Annotated in this window: 18 protein-coding genes; 2 read left to right on the forward strand and 16 right to left on the reverse strand. The window is 29.7% G+C overall.

Features of this window, described 5'->3' with window-relative positions; translation table 11 throughout:
- Window positions 1–11 precede the first annotated feature (11 nt).
- The 8 genes from def (P3X86_RS04575) to P3X86_RS04610 all read right to left on the reverse strand — a co-directional run bounded on the left by def (P3X86_RS04575) (window position 12) and on the right by P3X86_RS04610 (window position 6,695).
- On the reverse strand, window positions 12–455 hold the full coding sequence (def, locus tag P3X86_RS04575) for a peptide deformylase (protein ID WP_483291446.1): 444 nt from the start codon (window positions 453–455) through the stop codon (window positions 12–14).
- A gap of 24 nt (window positions 456–479) precedes the next feature.
- Window positions 480–923, reverse strand: coding sequence for a peptide deformylase (gene def / locus P3X86_RS04580; RefSeq protein WP_483291447.1), 444 nt, complete (start codon window positions 921–923; stop codon window positions 480–482).
- A 9-nt stretch (window positions 924–932) separates the two neighbouring features.
- The gene (priA, locus tag P3X86_RS04585) at window positions 933–3,407 is read right to left on the reverse strand and encodes a primosomal protein N' (protein ID WP_483291448.1); all 2,475 of its coding nucleotides are present in this window, start codon (window positions 3,405–3,407) and stop codon (window positions 933–935) included.
- 78 nt (window positions 3,408–3,485) lie between these two features.
- Window positions 3,486–4,697: a bifunctional phosphopantothenoylcysteine decarboxylase/phosphopantothenate--cysteine ligase CoaBC gene (gene coaBC / locus P3X86_RS04590; protein ID WP_483291449.1), complete on the reverse strand. Its 1,212-nt coding sequence runs from the start codon at window positions 4,695–4,697 to the stop codon at window positions 3,486–3,488.
- Window positions 4,698–4,705: 8 nt separating this feature from the next.
- Window positions 4,706–4,918: a DNA-directed RNA polymerase subunit omega gene (rpoZ, locus tag P3X86_RS04595; protein ID WP_483291450.1), complete on the reverse strand. Its 213-nt coding sequence runs from the start codon at window positions 4,916–4,918 to the stop codon at window positions 4,706–4,708.
- Between the two features lie 26 nt (window positions 4,919–4,944).
- Window positions 4,945–5,517, reverse strand: coding sequence for a guanylate kinase (gene gmk, locus P3X86_RS04600; RefSeq protein ID WP_483291451.1), 573 nt, complete (start codon window positions 5,515–5,517; stop codon window positions 4,945–4,947).
- A gap of 13 nt (window positions 5,518–5,530) precedes the next feature.
- Window positions 5,531–5,800: an extracellular matrix/biofilm regulator RemA gene (gene remA / locus P3X86_RS04605; protein ID WP_483291452.1), complete on the reverse strand. Its 270-nt coding sequence runs from the start codon at window positions 5,798–5,800 to the stop codon at window positions 5,531–5,533.
- Window positions 5,801–5,813: 13 nt separating this feature from the next.
- Entirely contained in the window at window positions 5,814–6,695 is an 882-nt protein-coding gene (locus tag P3X86_RS04610; RefSeq protein ID WP_483291453.1) for a YicC/YloC family endoribonuclease, read from the reverse strand.
- Window positions 6,696–6,885: 190 nt separating this feature from the next.
- On the opposite strand from P3X86_RS04610, the gene P3X86_RS04615 reads away from it, so the two are divergent.
- Window positions 6,886–8,019 (forward strand): M20 metallopeptidase family protein, encoded by a 1,134-nt coding sequence (locus tag P3X86_RS04615; protein ID WP_483291454.1) that lies wholly within the window; start codon window positions 6,886–6,888, stop codon window positions 8,017–8,019.
- A gap of 24 nt (window positions 8,020–8,043) precedes the next feature.
- Window positions 8,044–9,816: an Rqc2 family fibronectin-binding protein gene (locus P3X86_RS04620; protein WP_483291455.1), complete on the forward strand. Its 1,773-nt coding sequence runs from the start codon at window positions 8,044–8,046 to the stop codon at window positions 9,814–9,816.
- A gap of 58 nt (window positions 9,817–9,874) precedes the next feature.
- Here the strand turns inward: P3X86_RS04620 and P3X86_RS04625 are convergent, their stop codons facing one another.
- The 8 genes from P3X86_RS04625 to P3X86_RS04660 form a co-directional block, all read right to left on the reverse strand.
- Window positions 9,875–10,756: a PilZ domain-containing protein gene (locus P3X86_RS04625; RefSeq protein ID WP_483291456.1), complete on the reverse strand. Its 882-nt coding sequence runs from the start codon at window positions 10,754–10,756 to the stop codon at window positions 9,875–9,877.
- A 567-nt stretch (window positions 10,757–11,323) separates the two neighbouring features.
- Entirely contained in the window at window positions 11,324–12,019 is a 696-nt protein-coding gene (locus P3X86_RS04630; RefSeq protein WP_483291457.1) for an acylneuraminate cytidylyltransferase family protein, read from the reverse strand.
- 113 nt (window positions 12,020–12,132) lie between these two features.
- Window positions 12,133–13,179, reverse strand: coding sequence for a nucleotidyltransferase family protein (locus P3X86_RS04635; RefSeq protein ID WP_483291458.1), 1,047 nt, complete (start codon window positions 13,177–13,179; stop codon window positions 12,133–12,135).
- 213 nt (window positions 13,180–13,392) lie between these two features.
- Entirely contained in the window at window positions 13,393–15,210 is a 1,818-nt protein-coding gene (locus P3X86_RS04640) for an ABC transporter ATP-binding protein (protein ID WP_483291459.1), read from the reverse strand.
- 16 nt (window positions 15,211–15,226) lie between these two features.
- The gene (locus P3X86_RS04645) at window positions 15,227–16,540 is read right to left on the reverse strand and encodes a lanthionine synthetase LanC family protein (RefSeq protein ID WP_483291460.1); all 1,314 of its coding nucleotides are present in this window, start codon (window positions 16,538–16,540) and stop codon (window positions 15,227–15,229) included.
- On the reverse strand, window positions 16,533–17,297 hold the full coding sequence (locus P3X86_RS04650) for a flavodoxin family protein (RefSeq protein ID WP_483291461.1): 765 nt from the start codon (window positions 17,295–17,297) through the stop codon (window positions 16,533–16,535). Before P3X86_RS04650 ends, P3X86_RS04645 begins: the two co-directional genes overlap by 8 nt.
- Window positions 17,298–17,411: 114 nt before the next feature.
- Entirely contained in the window at window positions 17,412–17,615 is a 204-nt protein-coding gene (locus P3X86_RS04655) for a hypothetical protein (protein WP_483291462.1), read from the reverse strand.
- Between the two features lie 390 nt (window positions 17,616–18,005).
- A complete protein-coding gene (locus P3X86_RS04660; RefSeq protein WP_483291463.1) occupies window positions 18,006–18,182 on the reverse strand; it encodes a hypothetical protein in 177 nt (58 codons plus the stop codon).
- Window positions 18,183–18,188: the final 6 nt, after the last annotated feature.

The raw sequence follows: 18,188 nt of genomic DNA on the forward strand, positions 1-18,188 counted from the left end.
TTTTCAACTCCTTAACCCTTAATTGATTTGTCTATATAAAGTATTCCATCAAGATGATCTATTTCGTGGCATAATAATCGTGCATTCCAACCCTCTGCATCTATAATTTGCTCATTACCATTTATATCTTTATACTTTACTTTTACTTTACTCGGTCTTTTTACTTGTTCACTTCTATTAGGTACACTTAAGCAAGCCTCATAGTCGATTTCTTCTCCTTCTTGATGTAATATAACAGGGTTAATCAATTTGAGAATGTTATCATCTATTACTACTGTTGCCATTCTCTTTAATACACCAATTTGAGGTGCCGCCAGTCCTGCTCCCTCTTCTTTTCTCATAGTTTCTGCCATATCTTCTAAGAGTAAGAGTATCCTCTTATCTATTTTAGTAACTTCTCTAGATTTTTTCCTTAGTATTGGGTCTCCTTCAAATCTCAATTGTCTTAATGCCACTTCATTACCTCCTATATCACTTTGTTATTCTTCAATTATTTTATCAATATATAGTATCCCGTTGAGATGATCTATCTCATGACACAACGCTCTAGCAAATAGACCTTTTCCTTTAATTATTTTTCTGTTTCCATCAATATCAGTATATCTAACTCTTACTTTGTAAGGTCTTTTAACTTTACCTTGTCTGCCTGGCACGCTTAAACAGCCTTCTACATCTATATCTTCACCCTCTTGATGTATTAAAACTGGGTTAATTAATTTTACAATTTCATCTTTAGTATCTATTATGATGACTCTCTTTAATATTCCTAATTGCACAGCAGCCAATCCCAAACCATCTTCTTTTGCCATAACTTCTATCATATCATCTATAAGTTTTAATATATTTTTATCTATTTTTCTTACTTCTCTTGATTTTCTCCTTAATATTGGGTCACCTTCAAATCTCAATTTTCTGTAAGCCATTATATCCTCCTACATTATAGTATAGGGATTAATACTGATATTAAATAGTATCTCACTACACATTTTATACTTTATGTATTTTTTGTATTCCTCATATATACTATCTTTAATGTTATCTAACTCTGTATTATCGGCTTTTAATATCAACTGCCATCTGTAGTAACCTTTTATTCTGTATATTGGAGCTGTTATAGGGCCTATTAATTGATATCTATTTCTATTTACTTTAGAATTTATATTATTTATTATACTTTGTTTGAATTTTTCAATCTCAGTTTTTACGATAGATTCATTTTTACCTCTGAGTACTATATTTATAATATTTTTAAATGGAGGATAGTCAAATTCCCTTCTCATTATTATTTCATTATTATAAAACTCAATAAAATCATGCTCTTTAGAAAGCTCTATAGCATAATGCTCTGGCTCGTATGTCTGCAACACTACTCTACCTTTTCTTGTCCCCCTACCTGCTCTACCTGATACTTGCGTCAACAGCTGAAACGTTCTTTCACTAGCTCTAAAATCAGGAAGATTTAGTGACATATCTGCTGCTATTATTCCTACTAGAGTTACATTTGGAAAATCGAGTCCTTTTGTAATCATTTGTGTTCCTATCAATATATCTATTTCGTTATTTTTAACCTTCTTAAGTATTGCTTCATGGCTACCTTTTTTACTAGTAGTATCATTGTCCATTCTTATTACTCTTGCATCTTTAAAGTATTTTTTTATACTTTCTTCTACCTTTTGTGTTCCTGCTCCAAAGTATTTGATATACTTACTGCCACACTCTGGACATATTCTTGGCGCTTTGACTGCCTTTCCACAATAGTGACACATCAGCATACCTTTATTAGCATGGTATGTCATAGATATATCACAGCTATCACATTTTACTACATAGCCACAACTCCTACATGATACAAATGTAGAAAATCCTCTTCTGTTCATAAATATTATAGTTTGTTCTTTACGTTTTAGATTCTCACTAATCTCATCATATAGTTTCCTACTAAAAAATGATTTGTTTCCATTAGCAAGCTCTCTCTTCATATCTATTACATGCACTTTTGGCAATAAACTCTTATTGGCTCTTTTCCTCATCTCTAGTAATTTTATTTCATTTATACTACTTTTGTAGTATGTTTCTATAGATGGTGTGGCAGATCCAAGTAGTAGATATGCATCCTCAAGTTCACATCTCTTTTTTGCTACTTCTATTGTATCGTATTTAGGGTCTTTGCTTGATTTATATGTGGATTCATGTTCTTCATCTATTATAATTAATCCTAGATTTTTAAATGGAGAAAACACTGCAGATCTTGCTCCTACTACAATTTTAACCTTACCATCTCTTATTTTTCGCCATTCGTCAAACTTTTCTCCTTGTGAAAGCCTACTGTGTATTACTGCAACATTATCACCGAATCTACTTGCAAATCTCTCCACAGTTTGGGGAGTAAGTGATATCTCTGGAACTAAGACTATGCTGTCTTTTTTAGCTTTAAGCATATCATCTATTAGTTGTAAATATACCTCTGTTTTGCCACTACCAGTAACCCCATGTAACAGAAATGTTCGACTTTGACTATCCCCTAGACTTATAGACTCCTTTATTTCGTTAAGACATACTCTTTGTTCAGCTGTAAGCTTAAGCATCTCGCTTCTCTGATAATCCTCTTTTATAGGATTTCTAGTAATGTCCATAATTTGTATATTGATTAATCCTTTATCAGATAATGCCTTTATACTTTGAGAACTTACATTCAAGTCTTTGGTTAGTATACTTTGTCTTACTTTCCCGTTAGTTTTGAGATATTTTAGTATATCTATCTGCCTTTTGGCTCTTTTTGATAATACATCCTCAATATTTTCTGTATTGGTATTGATACTTATTATCTTCTCTGTTATTTTCTTAATACCTGCTTTCTCTATTCTCTGCTTTAGAATGAAGAAATTATTTGTTAAATTTGTTATAGCTGGATTTATATTAGATATATCCAGCTCCTTTTTTAGTGTACTCAATTTGACAGTTTTATTTGAAGAAATATAATCAATTATTTTTTTCTCTTTACTAGATAAAACTATGTTAGTATAATCTATCTCAACGTTAAGTGTAAGATTATAGTCAACTTTCCCTTTAACTCCTGATGGAATCATAGTCCTAAATACATCTAAATATTTAGACATATAGTGTTTTTTCATCCATAGCCCTAACTTTATTTGGCTATCGTTTAACACTCTATCATTGTCCACCATATCATGTATTTCTTTTATCTTATTATCATCTACTCCGCAATTATCTTTTATATTAATAATTATACCTTCAAGAAGTTTGCCACTCTTTCCAAAGGGTACAAATACTCTATATCCAGTATTTATAGTTTTTTGTAATTCTGATGGCACTCTATATGTATAGAGTACGTCTGTATTCATGTGTCTGTTGTCTACTACAATCTCTGCATATAGTCTATTATTCATAATATTCCCTCTCATAATATACATAATATAAATAAACTGTTATCCGTCAATGATATACTACATTGCTTATATATTAACTCAGTGGTTTTGTTTCCTTTTGTTCATAAAATCTACTGCATTATTAATTATTTCTTTAGCTAACTCACTCTTTTTCATTAGAGCGTATTCTTTTATTTCTTCTTTACTAATCATAGTCACTGCATTTGTATCTCCTTTAAAACCTGCTCCTTTTTTAGAGATATCATTAGCGACTATGAAGTCTAGATTCTTTTTTTCTAGCTTCTTCTTCGCGTTCTCAATTAGATTCTCTGTTTCTGCTGCAAATCCAACCAATACTTGCTCTTTTTTCATTCCACCTATTGTCTTTAATATATCTGGTGATCTATCAAACTCTACACATAAATCACCTGTAGTCTTTTTAATCTTGTTTTGTGCTATTGTTTTAGGCTTATAATCAAGCGGGGCAGCTGCTTTTATAACTATATCTGCATCCTCAAAATTTGACTTTACTGCATCTAGCATTTCTTCTGTTGTATCTATATATATTGTCTTTATATCGGCTATTTGCTCCTGGGTAGTATGTCCACTAACTAATACTACATCAGCACCTCTTCTTTTAGCTTCTCTTGCTATCGCATAGCCCATTTTACCACTTGAATGATTAGTAAGAAATCTAACTGGATCTATTGGTGCTATTGTTGAGCCAGCTGTAACTAATACTTTTTTACCTTCTAAATCTTTATCTTCTCTATTCATTATTTCTAAAACTTGCTTAACTATATCTTCTGGGTTTGGGAATTTGCCAGCTCCTAAGTCTCCACAGGCAAGTCTACCTTCTACTGGGTCAATAAACTCATATCCTAGACTTTTTAATTTGCTGATATTTTCCCTAACTATAACATTTGTGTACATATTAGTATTCATAGCAGGTGCTATAATAGTTTTTGCCCTCGTAGCCATAACAGTTGTACTTAGCATATCATCAGCAATACCATTAGCTATTTTGCCTATGATATTTGCTGTAGCTGGGGCTATCAAAAACACATCTGCTTTTTTCGCTAGTGCTATATGTTCTATATTCCAGTTTGTAACTTCTTTGAACATATCTACAACGACTTCATTGTGTGCTAATGATTGAAATGTCAATGGAGTAACAAATTTAGTAGCAGACTCAGTCATTATTATGTCTATATTAGCATTTAGCTTTTTTAGTCTACTCACTATATCTACTGCTTTATATACAGCTATACCACCTGTAACTCCTATCACTATGTTTTTGCCTTTAAGCATTATATCACCTACTTGTCCTCTATGTCATCAACTACGTCTGATACGATTAACTTATCTTCTTCTATTTCATGTAGTGCTAGTGTAACTGGCTTTGTTGTCTTAACTTTTGTAAGAACATCTTCACCATCTATTATTTGTCTTGCTCTCTTTGACACTGCCATTGCTAATGTGTATCTACTATCTACTTTTTTTAATATATCGCTCATTGAAGGATATAACATAATCAAAAAACCTCCTAGTTTTTATTTTACTTTCTTATTTTACATGTTTCTGCTATGATTATTGATTCTACTTGTTTACATGCTGTTTTTAAATCAGCGTTTAATACGCTATAATCGTAGTTGTGTATCATATCTATTTCACTTTGAGCTTGCCCTAATCTAATATTCATACTTTCATCATTTTCAGAGCCACGCCCTATAATTCTCTCTTTTAATTCTTTCATCGACGGTGGTAATATAAATATCATTATAGCTTTTTCATACTTTTCTTTAACCTGAATAGCTCCCTGTACATCTATCTCTAACAGTACATTTTGTCCCTTTTCTATCATATCCATTACTACACTTTTGAGTGTCCCATAATAGTTTTGGTAGACCTTTGCATATTCAATGAATTCATCATTGTCTATCTTCTCTTGAAACTCATCTTCACTAAGGAAAAAGTATGATTTACCATGTACTTCACCATCTCTTGGCTTTCTAGTAGTAGCTGAAATAGACATGTTTACACCTTTAAAGCCTGCAAGTAGCTTTTTACATATAGTACCTTTCCCTACTCCAGATGGTCCAGATACAACTATTAATAATCCTTCTTTCATATTGACTCCCTTCTTACTCCTTATTTGCTTCAGAAGCTATTTCTTTATCATTTAGCCTATGTGCAACTGTCTCTGGCTGAACTGCAGATAATATGATATGATCACTATCTGTAATAACAACTGCTCTCGTCCTTCTACCATAAGTTGCATCTATAAGCATACCTCTATCTCTAGCTTCTTGTATTATTCTTTTTATCGGAGCTGATTCAGGGCTAACTATAGCAACTATTCTGTTAGCTGAAACTATATTTCCAAATCCTATATTAACTAGTTTTATAGCCAATCAGATAACCTCCCTACTCTATATTTTGTACTTGTTCTCTAATCTTTTCTAATTCGCTTTTTATTTCTACAACTAAATTTGTAATCCTAATATCGGCAGATTTAGAACCTATAGTATTAGTTTCTCTATTCATTTCTTGAATAATGAAATCTAGTTTTCTTCCAACAGCTTTATCTAATGTAATAGTATCTTGCAGTTGATCTATATGAGAATAAAGTCTTACTATTTCTTCTGTTATATTGCTTCTATCTGCATAGAACGCAACTTCATTGGCTAATTTACTTTCATCTAGTTCATAAGTCTGATCTAGTATATTTTCTATCCTATCTTTCAGTTTCTTTCTATATTCGTTTACCACTACATCTGCAAGCTTTTCTATGTCTACGACATATGATTTGATTATTTTACTTCTATTAATTATCTCTGTAGCAAGCTTTTCTCCTTCGACAACTCTCATATGTAATACTTCCTTAAGTGCATCACCAAGTGCTTTTGATAATAATACCCATATTTCCTCTTCATCTATCTGAGCCTTTTCTATTCTAAATATATCTTGAAATCTCATTATAGAAGATATCGTAACATCATTGTCAATTTTTAGCTCTTGTGCTAATTCGTCTAACGCACTTTTATAAGATTTTGCTAGCAACATGTCAGGTTTTACGAATACATCTTGATCGTTAATATTTTCCATTGAAACATATATTTCTATTCTACCTCTACTACAACTTGCTTTTACTTCTTTTTTTATTCTCTCTTCAAGGTAATTAAGATGTTTTGGTTTTTTTACTATAATATCATTGTATTTATGATTTATAGTTCTCACTTCTATGGTGAACCTTCTTTTATCATCACAGCTTTCTCCCCGTCCAAACCCAGTCATACTCTTAATCATTTTCTCTCCTCCAAAATCTTATACTTTGGTAACACAGTTCTTGCTTTTATAGCATATACCAAATGTAAATATAAATCTACCTTTTGTTACATTTTCTTAATATTTAATAAATATTTACGATAACTATTTTTACACATCACTTTATACGTGCTATAATAGTTAATAGTTATTTTAATCGGAGGGGATAAAAATGGATATTTTACAGGAAGTAATTACTATAAGACGTGACTTACATCAAATACCTGAAACAGGTTTTAACGAAATAAAAACATCTGGGTATATAAAGGATAAACTAAGCGAATATGGTTTTAAATACGAAATATGTGCTAAAACAGGTGTAATAGCATACAAAGATTTTGACCCTAAAGCTGAGACTATTGCTTTTAGATCAGATATAGATGCTTTGAATGTATTAGAGCAAACTGGAGCTAACTACAGTTCTAAACATAAAGGGAAAATGCACGCATGTGGACATGATGGTCATATGGCTATTTTGCTAGGATTTGCAAAGTATATTTCTACTAAAGAAACTAAGAAAAACATACTTTTAATATTCCAGCCTGCCGAGGAAGGCCCTGGTGGTGCTAAGGTAATAGTTGATGAAGGTATACTTGAAAAATACAATGTGTCATGTATCTTTGGTCTTCATATATTACCAGCTATCAAAGAAGGTCTAATAGGAATAAATCATGGCCCTATCATGGCAAGAACAGGTGAGTTTGATATAACTATTAAGGCTAAAAGCGGTCATGGAGCTATGCCTCATACTGCTGTTGATGGTATATATATAGCTTCACAGCTAATCTCAAGCTTACAGAGTATTGTTAGTAGAAATGTTGATCCTAATGAAGGTTCTGTATTAACTATAGGAAAAATTCAAGGTGGTGAAGCTAGAAACATCATCGCTAATACTGTTAGACTTGAAGGTACTATTCGTGCTTTTAATAATGATGTATATGATTTAATCAAGCAAAGAATGCATACAATAAATGAAGGTGTCATGAAAATGTATGGTATTGAAATAGATATGGATTTCACAGATATGTATCCTCCTGTGATAAATGATAGAAAGCTATATGAATTAATGGATAAATGTTTAGTTGATAATGAAAAACTAGAATTAAAACCAATGATGATATCTGAAGATTTTTCATACTATCAAGAAAAAGTACCTGGTTTGTTTTTTATGCTAGGATCAAGAAATGAAAAGCTTAACTTTACTTATCCACTACACAGTTGTTATTTTGATTTTAATGAAGAAATTTTACAAAAAGGTATTGAAGTATATACTAGGATATGTAAAGAATTAGATGTATTTAAGTAACAAATGAATTCGGAGGTAAAAAAAATGTCTTTAGACGGATTAGTAATACACGCTCTGGTAGATGAGTTCAATGATAAACTTTTAACTGGTAAAATAGATAAAGTATATCAACCAGAAAAAGATGAAATTCACATAACTATCAGAAGCAATAAGAATAATTATAGATTACTAATATCAGCTAGTAGTAACAACACTCGTTTGCATCTAACTGATATTTCAAAGAAAAACCCTATAAGTCCACCAATGTTCTGTATGTTGCTTAGAAAGCATCTTCAAGGAACTAAGATAATAAACATTACTCAGCATGAACTCGAAAGAATCGTATTCTTCGATGTCAAAGGTACAGATGAGCTTGGTGAACTTACAGAGAAAAGACTGATTGTCGAAATAATGGGCAAACATAGCAATATCATATTGATAGAAAAAAGCAGTGGTAAGATTATAGACTCTATTAAAAGAATATATCCTGATACTAGTACTATAAGACAGGTGCTTCCTAATATGACATATGCTCTACCACCATCTCAAAACAAAATAAATCCTCTGACAGCTTTAGATTCAAATCCTTTTGCTAATATTCCAGAGGATTATAAACTAAGTGAAGTCTTTAGATTTATATATAAACACTTTATGGGAGTAAGTCCACTAGTTGCAAAAGAAATCTGCTATAGAGCAAATGTAGATATGTCATCTAAAGTTTCAGAATTGGATGTAGATAGTGTTGATAGATTAAATACATGCTTTAAAAGTATTTTTACTGATATTGTAAATAATAACTTTAGCCCAACAATAGCTAGAAATGATACTGATATAATAGCTTATTCTGCTATAGACCTTAAACAGTATTCATCTGAAACTATAATCAAAGGTGATTCAATGAGCAATATATTAAAAGATTTTTTCACACAAAGAGACATCCTTGAAAGAATCAAACAAAGCTCTCATTCACTAAGGAAAACTATAACAAATAAACTTGATAGAAATAAAAAGAAAAAGGTTAAGCAAGAACAACAAATTGCAGAATCACATAAAAGAGATAAGTACAAAATATATGGTGAGCTTGTCACTGCTAATATCTATAGATTAGAAAAAGGTGATATTAGCTTTGAATGTATTAATTATTATAGTGAAGATCAAGAAACTATAGAAATAAAACTAGACAAAAGACTTGATCCCTCTCAAAATGCACAAAAATATTATAAAAAATATAACAAACTCAAAAACACTGCTATATATACAACTGAGCAATTAAAGAAGACTAAAGAAGAAATATTATACCTAGAAAATGTACTATTCAGTATAAACAACTGTAGTCAAATTGACGAGCTTAATGAAATAAAACAAGAGCTGATTGATGGTGATTATATCAAAAAAGTTATAACTAAAAAGAATAAAGCTAAAACTAAGGCAAATGAAGCTACTAAACCAAGGCATTATATTTCATCCGAAGGATACGATATATTTGTAGGTAAAAATAACAACCAAAACGATTACATTACTCTCAAGCTTGCACAAAAAAACGATTTATGGCTTCATACTAAAGAAATCGCAGGTTCACATGTTATTGTTAAATTAAACAATGATGAAATACCCGATAAAACATTAGAAGAAGCTGCAATGTTAGCAGCCTATCATAGCAAAGCAAGTAAAAGCAGTACAGTACCTGTTGATTATACACACAAAAAAAATATAAAGAAACCAAATGGTGCTAAACCTGGTATGGTAATCTACAAAACAAACTACACTATATATGTAACACCAGATGAAAATATAATTAACTCAATAAAAGAAGTTTAAAAAAGGACTGCTACCAAGCAACTATATTTGCTTGGTGAGCAGTCCTATATAACTCAACCTATTTTAATTTAGCATTACATTTACAAGAAGTACATAAATCTGTATCATAAAATGTCATGCCATTTCTTTTCATTATAGAAACTTCATTTAAAACTCCTATTAATTTATCTGTCTCAGTTTCATTAATTTCAAACTTAACTCCATATTCTATTTTGTTTTTAACTCTCCGAACTCTAACTACTTCTCCAATAAGCCTGAGTTTTACACCAAGTAGTGAGAATTTAAATACCATTTTAAATTCTTCATATTTAGGTAATTCATAGCTTGTATAAAAACATAAACCATTTCCACTGATATTATAAATACAAACATTATTAGGTGAAAAACCCATAATTGAACCTTTTATATTTTGAAATAGATACATTTTAGCACATACAGGAATACCAAAATCAACTCTAAAATATCTTCTATCTTTTTCCGAATATCCTTCTTTGATAGTTTGTTTCTTTATTTTAAGACAATATTCATTGACTTCCTCTTCTGAAAGAGGCTCTATTAGTTCGTTAATATCTTTTTCCATTTTTCTTATTGTACTATTATCTTGTATTATGTACAATAAAAAGCTATCAGAAATCCTAGTTATACTTACTAACGCCCAAAATTTACTTAAATCCTTTCTGGTATATTCCTTAGGATATGTAATATATGATTCTTTACCTTTTATTATCTCATTTGCATCTTCCATTATTTCAGTCATAATATTAGAATATTCTTTATCTGTTAAAATTAATTGATTAAGGGTATCCTCATCATATTGTAAAAATTCTTTAAATTTATCATTTGTTTTAAAGAAAAAATTAGTCAGATTTTTAACATTCAATATCGCTACTCCCAAGGTATCTGACTTTAATAACTTATCAAATTTAACTAAATTTTTCATCTGCAACTACCTCATAATTATATTGACATACAAGCCTCTAAACAGTGCTATACACATAGATATTTGCATTTTGTACTTATATATGCCTTGCCTCATATTAAAATAAAGCTACCAATATAATCCAAAGACTTTTAAAAAACACGTGAAAATAACAGAAATAGTAAATAATATGTATACCTCTAAACGTTTGGGCAGTTGTTTTTGACTTGTAGACATAATTTTTCATATTCCTACGAAATAATAAGAAATTATGCTAAAGTTCACAATGGCAGATTTGTATAGGAATTTCACCTATTTCTCTATTTTCTAACATTTATCATTAATATATTAGTACCTAGACGCATTATCTAACTAAATTAATTCTACAACTATCTACAAAACTTGTCAATCAAAACTCGACATAATTGATATTAGATAATTTAGATATTCTTAGTATTCTATTATAATACAAGTAATTCCATCTACTATCTATTAAAACTATAAATTAATCAGTTAAACTATATGTACGAGGTTGGAAAATAAACAACCTCGCAGAAAATATTACATCAAGGCTTGTATTCTTAGGTATTACTCATTAATATCTTCCATTAGGAATTTGACGATTTTAAAATCAAACTCACTATCTATGTCAATAGATCTATGAGCTGGCATTTCATAAATCATAGTATTATCATTGTAAACTGTATTGCTGTTAAGAAGCTCATCTCTATACCACGCATAGATAGAAGCATTCAGGTCATAGCAAATAGGTGCTCTTTGTCTACAATAAATATTACGACCATTCTCTTTTACTAATTTTACTTTTCCATCTATCTTTTCAACAACATTAAAATATGGATTCCTTCTAGCCTTTGTTACAGTAATAATATTAGATACTTTGTTTGCTTCAAGCAATTCTACTACGTTTTTAATATCAGAAATATTTCTCAATGGAGATGTGACATCCAAATCAACTACTACATCAAATCTACAGCTTAATACCTCTTCCATCTTAATAAGTGCATGTTGTATTACAGGTACTTTAGGCGCATCATCGGTAGCATATTGATTGGGTCTTTTTATAGTGTTTTTTACTTCATATTTTCTAGCAACATCTATAATATCCATACTATCACTACTTACAACGATAGCATCAAACATACCAGATTCTCTAGCCTGTATAATACTATACGCAATAAGCGGTTTGCCTGCAATTATTCTAATGTTCTTATTTTCAACCCCTTTAGAGCCTCCTCTAGCGCAAATAGTGCATAACCTCTTCATTTTCTATCCATTTCCTTTCATTCTTTATAGCTTTTTTATACAATATCTCTCTCGTCATGATAACGTATATCTACATGTCTTTTTGCTTTGATCCAAAGCTATTTCTACACATCTCATTCGAATACCTCATCGTAATCTAATTTAGCTTTATTAAAATCTTTTATAGAACCAATATCAATCCAATACTCCCTAATAGGAAATACTGTAATTATTTGATTTGATTCTAACATTACTTTGAACAATTGGTTCATATCAAAATAAGAATCTGGTATCTTTTTTAATAAATATGGATTAAGAACATAAATACCTGCATTTACATAACTCGTATACACAGGTTTTTCTTCAAATCCAATAAGTTTTCCGTTATTCACTTTCACTTCTCCATAAGGAATCTGAAAGTCATAATTATGAACCGCTATAGTAGCATCGCCTTTGTTCTCTAAGTGAAAATCTATTAACAGATTAAAATTTACTTTGGTCAATATATCTCCATTCATGACAATAACAGGTTCATGTATTTTTTCATTAAACATACTTAGCGAACCAGCAGTACCCATAGCTTTCTGTTCGCAGATATACTTGATTTTTATACCCAATTGACTACCATCTTTAAAATAGTTTTTTATACAATTGCCTTTATAATTAATGCATAGACAAAATTTATAAAAACCTTGAGTCACAAAATGTTTTATAACGATTTCTAATAAAGGTTTGTTTTTAATTCTAAGCATAGGTTTTGGACAATTTTCAGTGAGTGGTCTTAACCTTCTACCTAATCCCCCCACCATCAATATAATCCAGTTTTCTCTCTTTTGATATTTAAGTAATTTATCTAAAAATTCTATCCTCTTAACACGACCTTCTTTATCTAATATAGGTAAATGATGCAGTTTATTTTCGCTTAGAATTTTTATGATTTCATCTATAGTTACATCTTCATTTGTAGCTATTGGTGTAACATTCATAATCTTTGTTACTTTTTCTTTTATTGATACTCCATTTAATATTCCTCTACGAATGTCTCCATCGGTTACCGTTCCCAACAGTCTATTGTTTTCATCAACTACAACTGCAATCTGCAAAGAGTTTTTATCGATTATTTCCATAGTCTCTTTTATTTTTGTATCTGGAAGTATTAATACATTATCTAATTTAAGCATGGCATGTTATCCCCTCTAAATAATACATATACCACTAATTGTAGTATTAGTTTTCGAGATATCCTTTTATTTCGCAGGAATCCCTTTTATTATTTTATGTGAGGTGACATCTTTAGTTACAACTACACTTCTACCCATAAAAAAATACCTCCAAGTAAACAATCTAATTTTAATTAAATAAACTGGAAGTATCTTATCACTAGGTTGATAGCTTTATGCTCTAGCTATTTCTATCTCTGATTTGCTATCTTGTGTTTGTAGGTCATATAATTTTTTGTATAATTCACCAAATCTTATTAAGTCTCTATGAGTCCCCTTCTCTATAATTTCTCCTGATTCCATTACAATTATATTCTGGGCTTGCTTAATAAAATTATTAAATCGATGTGCTATGATTACACCTAGTTTATTATCTAACAACTCGGTATATAGCCTTGCTATGTTGTATTCTGATATTGCATCAAGTGCTGCATTAGGCTCATCTAAAAAATATAAATCGGCTTTTTTTGCAAATGCTCTTGATAAAGCTATCTTTTGCCATTGCCCTATTGATATCTGCTTACCTTTATCAAACCAATAACCTAGCTGTGTTTCTAAATACTGCTCATTATTGTTAGCTATATTATCTACGTTGAATTTACTAGCTATATTGATTATAGTATCATCATCATTTATGATATGGAGATTTCCATATCCAATATTCTCTCTAAAAGTAGCTTCAAATTTAGCAAAATCTTGGAATAGTGCCCCTATTCTATTCATGTAACTTTTTTTACTTATATCTCTTAGATTTATACCATTGACATAAATTTTTCCCTCATAATCATCATAAAAACCCATTATTATCTTAGCAAGTGTTGTTTTCCCACTTCCATTACGCCCTACTATCGCTGTTAATTCATTATTGTTAATAGTTAAGTTTATATCTCTAAGCACATAATCTTGACTTTGCTTATATCTATAAAATAGATTTTCCACTCTAATTTCTTTAATTTGGTCTATTTTTATTAGTTTTTTAGTTTTTATATTTTCTTTAGAATTAAAATCTATAAAATAAAACAATTGATCTATGAACAGACTTTCTTTTTGAATATTTGCAAAGGTTTGAAGTATCTGTTGTATTTGAGATTTAGTAGATATAACTGTCCTTGTATACGTAACTACATCTCCTATCAGTATAATTCCTAGATAACCATTATAAACTATATACGCAAACATGATTCCATTTAAAATCTGCTCTGCGAGATCCAGTATAGATAAAAATATAGTTCTTTCTTTTGCTATTTTGATATCTTGGCAATTAAACTTTTTGATATATGTCTCATACCTGTGTATAAAATACTTAAACAACTTATATATCTTTAATTCCTTATAATTATCTCCATTTGTAATGAGATAGCTGTAATACCAAGCTTTTCTCTCATCATCAGTCCTCGCTTTTTTAATTTTAAACTGTTTTGTATTGATTTTATTTAATAGCTTATACTTAATTATTGGCACAATCATGACTATTATTACAATCCATGCTTTAAATCTTATTAAGATTATAAGATATGAAACCAATGTGATAATAACACTAATGACACCTACAAACATGTTAAAAAATGACAGCAACTTACCATTACTCTCGTATTGAGCTCTCTTAATCATGTCGTAAATTTCACTATTTTCATAATCTTTAAGATTGAGATTACTAGCTTTTTTGAGTATGATGTTTTTTATAAATAAATTAAACTTTAGACTGAATTTAGTATTGTAATACCCTATTAAGCCTTGCTTCAATGTACTAAGTAAATCAATAAGAACGTATAACGCTATATACTTAAATATGATTCTAATATCTACCGTTGCTTTTTGTATAAAGTTTATTATATTCTGCATTATAACTAAAGATATAGCAGGCGTAACACCTGAGATAACTGTTGAAACTCCAACGATAAATATATATTTTTTATCAACATGTAATATATATTTTATTATCTTCAATAAATTAAATAAAACATTGCTATTTTCTTTGTAAATCTTCTTCATATCTTTCACCTATCTTTTAGTCGATTAATAATAATCTACCATACTTTACATCCTCAGATAACACACTTAAAAAAGCTAATGCAATACCTAATGATCCTTGTAATAATGAAAAATCTTCTATATACCCTTCTATATTATTATCCTTATCTTCCAGCACTTCTTTGTGTTCATTTATATATTCATTATTTTCTTTAAACACTTCAAGTATTTTATTCATATTCTCTTCAATATTTTTTATATATCTTTTATCTTTATCACTAATATACGAGAAAGTCCTTAAAGAAAGTATACTTGAGTATCCATGACATACAGCTGGACTTTTTAAATAAAATTTGTCAAGCGGTTGATTTAATATATTTATTAAATCGTTTTTGTATAACTTCTCTTTGTCTGGCCATCCCATATTATGCGCTACTTTTTGCAAGCCTCTTGCTATACTGATATTGCCATAGCACCAACTTGAAATCTTATATCCTAAAGTTTCACTGCATCTTCCTGTCAGATATACTTCTAAAGGTAACTGCCCTGGCCAGTATGCTATATTATCTATATAAACTTTGAATTGTTCATATACACTAAATAATTTATTTATTGATTCATCTAATCCTTCAACATCATATCCTAGCTTGGAAAACTTTGATAATGCTATAAGGGGCCCAATCATCCCATGTGATAATCCAAAGTTTAAGTTCCCATTTTTAAATCTCTCTTTCTCATCATCTCTAAATTGCTTTTCTCTAATTATGTGATATCTCATCACCGAGTTTCCTTTGTATGAATAATCATTTGTAAGGTTAATTAAGTACTTGGCTAGATATTTCAAATCTTCCTTTTCTTCATCTTCCCATGGTAAATCCAATAGATAATAAAGACATCCAGAAAGACCTAAAATAATATCATAATCAGTCATTGTGGTCTGATAATTACCCTCCATAAATGATTTTGCTTTACTTATAGCAAACTCTAACAATACTTTGTTTAAACTTTTAGAAAAGTTTTCTAGATTTCCTGTGCTTTTATTGTATCTTCTCACAGCAAAACATGTATATCCTAGACCTGAAATCATTCCTATATGGTCTTTATTAACCATGGAATTTTCTAGGTTGTATTTTATTGCTTTACATATGTCGTATCCTATCTTCTCAAATTTCACTTTATCTTCTATCATAAAAAATCCTTCTGATATAAGTAAAAGTATATCATTATAATATTTTGGATTTAGTATTTCTTCGTCGTACTGTTTTTCAATTATAGAATATATCTCTTTAATAAAATCATTCATTTTATATTTAATATCGCTTGGAATCTCTATATATGATTTATCAACCATGTATATTCTCCTTTCTACTAACAGCTTTTAATCTCTTTTTGTTTTTCACTGCGAACTCTTGAAAACTATTACATTCTTTTATCCATTTTTGATTCCAATATTTCCATTCGTATCTATTTATATCATAGTTTTCAATATCTTTTATGCTCATTTTTGTATATGTATCTTTTAATGTGTTAAACATTTGTTCCAATAAATTATTAGAATATCCATAATTTTGTTCTATTTTTTCTAAAAATTTTTGTGTGCTTATTTTAACAAATTCTTCTATTGAATCTTTGTTTTGAATGAATGTAAAATTATCAAGACTTTTTATTCCTACAAAACCTTGATATTCTCTTAATAATTTTCCTACTTTTTCATGACCACTTCTATATGTTGTTGTTAATGTAAACCCTAATTTACCTGCAAAATCTAAAACATGGCATGATAATGCAGTTCTATCCATGAATGTCTTCATTATACCTGTTACATTGTGAACATATACGGGACTTGAATATAGTATTATATTTGCTTTACTTAATTTATTTTTTATTATTCTTAAATCATCTATTTTATCTACTGGACAAAAACCTTGTTTAAAGCAATTATTACAACCCTCACAATATTTTATATCATAATCGCTCAAACAATATATAGAGTAATAATAGTCATTGTTATTAATTGCTATATTCTCTAACAATCTGTTTGTAATCAATTTTGTAGTTGAATCTTTATTATTAGTGCCTATAATTGCAACTATATTTTTTTTATTCATAGTCCACTCCTATTTAATTTTATATAATTCTTGGGGAGAATAACTAAATGTTAAAAAATAACAATGGCACTTGGACAACTTCTACTCAACATTACTTACTAACTTATTATGTGTTTAAGGAAGGCACTGATCTTGTGATTCATTCGGTGGTGGACAAACGTTACTACAACCTGTACAACTTTGAAAAAGTGAATCTACTACTTTAGTTATTATATAAGTACAAATAACACCTAATGTTGCTTCATTTACTTCTACACCTTTATTACTAACTTTCTTAATGTCTAAATCAAAATCTTTAAAATTTCCTATTTTAATCATCTCCCTTTCAATTATTAATTTCTAATGCCAAACTATGGCAGACATTGATCTTGAGATTCATTTGGTGGTAGGCAAGCTTCACTGCAACCTCCACAGCTATATACAATTGTTACTGCTGAACAAGACAAGCTGGACCATTAGTCGTTAAAATACTTTGAATCTCTGCACCATTTCCACTAACTTTCTTAAGATCTAAGTCAAAATCCTTATAGTTCCTATATTTTTCACCTCCCTCGAAGTTAATGAATGCATTTTACAATCTCAAGTCATACTCATATTATCATCACACGTTTTAGCAAACAGCTGAGCTAATAATCTAAAGTATGCTCGAGTAAAATCTTTTAAAGAACTACTCCTTAGCTATTACCTTTCTATCACTATATGCTTAATCTATGGAATACATTGAATTTGTGTAGGGCAATCATCACTACATCCAATTTTGGTACAATGACATGAATAAACACATGAAAAATACGTTGGATAAATAGTAGATAGCGTAGTTGCTCCACCATTATTATTAACTTGCTTTAGATCTAATTCAAAATCTTTGAAATCTCCTATATGCATCATCTC

The sequence above is a fragment of the Abyssisolibacter sp. ZYX002 genome (assembly GCF_056892235.1).

What these genes read in the sequence shown, in the direction of transcription:
- rpoZ (WP_483291450.1), bottom strand. Translation starts at nt 4,918, where the DNA reads ATGTTATATCCTTCAATGAGCGATATATTAAAAAAAGTAGATAGTAGA.
- P3X86_RS04650 (WP_483291461.1), bottom strand. Translation starts at nt 17,297, where the DNA reads ATGAATAAAAAAAATATAGTTGCAATTATAGGCACTAATAATAAAGAT.
- gmk (WP_483291451.1), bottom strand. Translation starts at nt 5,517, where the DNA reads ATGAAAGAAGGATTATTAATAGTTGTATCTGGACCATCTGGAGTAGGG.
- P3X86_RS04625 (WP_483291456.1), bottom strand. Translation starts at nt 10,756, where the DNA reads ATGAAAAATTTAGTTAAATTTGATAAGTTATTAAAGTCAGATACCTTG.
- P3X86_RS04635 (WP_483291458.1), bottom strand. Translation starts at nt 13,179, where the DNA reads ATGCTTAAATTAGATAATGTATTAATACTTCCAGATACAAAAATAAAA.
- coaBC (WP_483291449.1), bottom strand. Translation starts at nt 4,697, where the DNA reads ATGCTTAAAGGCAAAAACATAGTGATAGGAGTTACAGGTGGTATAGCT.
- P3X86_RS04655 (WP_483291462.1), bottom strand. Translation starts at nt 17,615, where the DNA reads ATGATTAAAATAGGAAATTTTAAAGATTTTGATTTAGACATTAAGAAA.
- P3X86_RS04660 (WP_483291463.1), bottom strand. Translation starts at nt 18,182, where the DNA reads ATGCATATAGGAGATTTCAAAGATTTTGAATTAGATCTAAAGCAAGTT.
- def (WP_483291447.1), bottom strand. Translation starts at nt 923, where the DNA reads ATGGCTTACAGAAAATTGAGATTTGAAGGTGACCCAATATTAAGGAGA.
- P3X86_RS04620 (WP_483291455.1), top strand. Translation starts at nt 8,044, where the DNA reads ATGTCTTTAGACGGATTAGTAATACACGCTCTGGTAGATGAGTTCAAT.
- P3X86_RS04640 (WP_483291459.1), bottom strand. Translation starts at nt 15,210, where the DNA reads ATGAAGAAGATTTACAAAGAAAATAGCAATGTTTTATTTAATTTATTG.
- P3X86_RS04630 (WP_483291457.1), bottom strand. Translation starts at nt 12,019, where the DNA reads ATGAAGAGGTTATGCACTATTTGCGCTAGAGGAGGCTCTAAAGGGGTT.
- P3X86_RS04645 (WP_483291460.1), bottom strand. Translation starts at nt 16,540, where the DNA reads ATGGTTGATAAATCATATATAGAGATTCCAAGCGATATTAAATATAAA.
- priA (WP_483291448.1), bottom strand. Translation starts at nt 3,407, where the DNA reads ATGAATAATAGACTATATGCAGAGATTGTAGTAGACAACAGACACATG.
- P3X86_RS04610 (WP_483291453.1), bottom strand. Translation starts at nt 6,695, where the DNA reads ATGATTAAGAGTATGACTGGGTTTGGACGGGGAGAAAGCTGTGATGAT.
- P3X86_RS04615 (WP_483291454.1), top strand. Translation starts at nt 6,886, where the DNA reads ATGGATATTTTACAGGAAGTAATTACTATAAGACGTGACTTACATCAA.